The 1241-nt window shown below is 53.4% G+C and carries 1 protein-coding gene and 1 pseudogene; both read right to left on the bottom strand.

All coding sequences use genetic code 11. The features are described from left to right. Nucleotides 1-578, bottom strand: a pseudogene (locus AC6RNO_RS36615) (phage tail protein); the annotation flags it as partial. Further along, a complete protein-coding gene (locus AC6RNO_RS36610; RefSeq protein ID WP_497108438.1) occupies nucleotides 575-1165 on the bottom strand; it encodes a hypothetical protein in 591 nt (196 codons plus the stop codon). The gene AC6RNO_RS36610 and the pseudogene AC6RNO_RS36615, both read right to left, overlap by 4 nt. Nucleotides 1166-1241: the final 76 nt, after the last annotated feature.

The following is a 1241-nucleotide window of genomic DNA, read 5'->3' as shown; positions in this document are numbered from 1 at the left end:
TGCGGTTCGCCTTGATCCGGCAAGCCCACCGACATTTTCACGCCGTCCTGTGTACACATCGGCACCAGCGGAGCATGGAAATGGGACGCCAGACGCCGGGCAAACTGCCAATCCGTTTCCTGATACTGCACCAGCAGTCCGCCGATGCTTTTCCCCTGCGAAGCCCCGTCCGACACATCCGATTGCGGATACCCTGCGGTCAAACGCTCAAAGAGCTCGCGATAAGATAACTGTCCGTTCTGGAACGATCGGGTTCTCTTCTTGATATCCATCAGCACGGTTGCACTGTACGCTTCCACCGTCAGCCTTCTGACTCCGCGGATCGCTTGTACCGTCAGGTTCGCTACGATCCCCTGAAACAGCATTCGCTGCCGCTGCCCGTCGCGCACCGCCACCCGGATCGTCTCCTGCACGTCGGCCCGTTCGACATACTGATCCAGCTTCTCCTCGGGAACGATGCCGCTGAGCATCAGTCGGGCATGCGCCCCCGCTTCCTGAACGAGATGGAATTCCAACAAGCTCTCGAACTCATACGGCGCAATGACGATATCCGCGTATGTATACACCGGTTCACTCATGCCGACTCCTCCTCCTTGACCACTCTAATGGAACGGATTACCTGGAACGCCACATCCCGCCAATCGGCGTAATCCGCATATTTGCAGCAAAATGTGCCCATGACCGTCTTCCCTTCAAACTCCAGGAAAAACATGATGTAGTAAATAGATCCATCCAGCGCTGCGCCTTTGAAGTCGAAGTATCCGACCGGCTTGCCGCCGGCATCTTCAATCCCGTCCTCGTAAAATACATGCGACGGGTTGGCTTTTTTGATGATCGCCTTCATGCCGTCCGCCAATTCTTTGACCCACTCGTCCTCCAGCCCCTGATCGATCCGGCTAAGCGTAAAATTAATAGCTCCGGTCTCATCACTTTTGATGATTTGCGGACGCTGCTCGTACGGATATTTCAGCTTTTTGTGCTCTTCGAGCATATCCGTGAAATCTTTTGGGAAATAAACCTTAAGCTTCTCGTCAAAAAACGCCTGCTCTTCGAATTCGTAGTACCGGTTCCCTACATGTACCGGCCCTGAACGAATGTCGCTTGACTGCTTGCTTTTTTCCGCTTCATGAAGAAACGCCAGTATTTTCTCGTCGGTATATTCCATACATCATACTCCTTCCCCGGGCGGTTTCCAGCCCCTTCGAATCAACTGCCGCTTGCGCTTTTCAAAAAATGCTGTA

This window comes from Paenibacillus sp. sgz302190 (assembly GCF_059820445.1).
The sequence above is the reverse complement of the archived record's forward strand: the minus strand, read 5'-3'. Positions and strand labels throughout refer to the sequence as shown.